Source organism: Herbiconiux daphne, assembly GCF_024979295.1.
Classification (GTDB): Bacteria; Actinomycetota; Actinomycetes; order Actinomycetales; family Microbacteriaceae; genus Herbiconiux; species Herbiconiux daphnes.
Genome location: NZ_JANLCJ010000546.1, coordinates 1 through 607, shown reverse-complemented (window position 1 = coordinate 607; position 607 = coordinate 1). Strand labels below are relative to the sequence as shown.

Here is a 607-nt window from a genome sequence, read left to right as displayed (position 1 = left end):
GAGCTGGAATGGCTCGACGCGCCCGTCGATTGTCTTGTCGCTGATCAGTTCCTTCCTGATATGCGCGCCGACGGCCACCGCCTATCGTTCGAGGCGTTTAACGCCTTGCTGGACGCGATCCGCGCCAGCCTGCCTATCCTGGAAGAATCCGAAAAAGCCGCGCGCAAACGTTCAAACGTGGCGCATCTTGGCAAGCCGATACAACATGACGCCGTAGCCCTTTTCCTGGACGCCGAAGGCTGGACACTCAGCACCGGCAGCGAAGGGCAGCGCCATATCCGTTCCCCTTTCGAGGCGGAATACACCAATGAACAAGCCGGAAGCGATACTTCCGTTACGTACTTTTTGCCGGGAACCAGAGACTATGAACAGGGCCACTTTGTTAGCCATCACGCATCCGACGCCACTCGCTCAGATGCTGATTTCCTTGATGCTATCGGGTTCGTTAGCGCACAGTTCGAAGCTCTCCCCGCCAGCACCGAACAAACGCGTCCTGATCGCCCCGCCTTCACGCAAGTTCAAGGCGGAAAGCTACACGACCGCATTGAATCCACGCTATTAAACGTCCTGGCTGCGCTCCGTAACCCTGCCTGGCTGGGCCACCACG

General features: G+C 58.3%; 1 protein-coding gene. It reads left to right on the top strand.

The genetic code is table 11. The features are described from left to right. The coding region (locus N1032_RS26365; protein WP_259543608.1) for a hypothetical protein at positions 1 to 607 on the top strand (607 nt) is incomplete at both ends.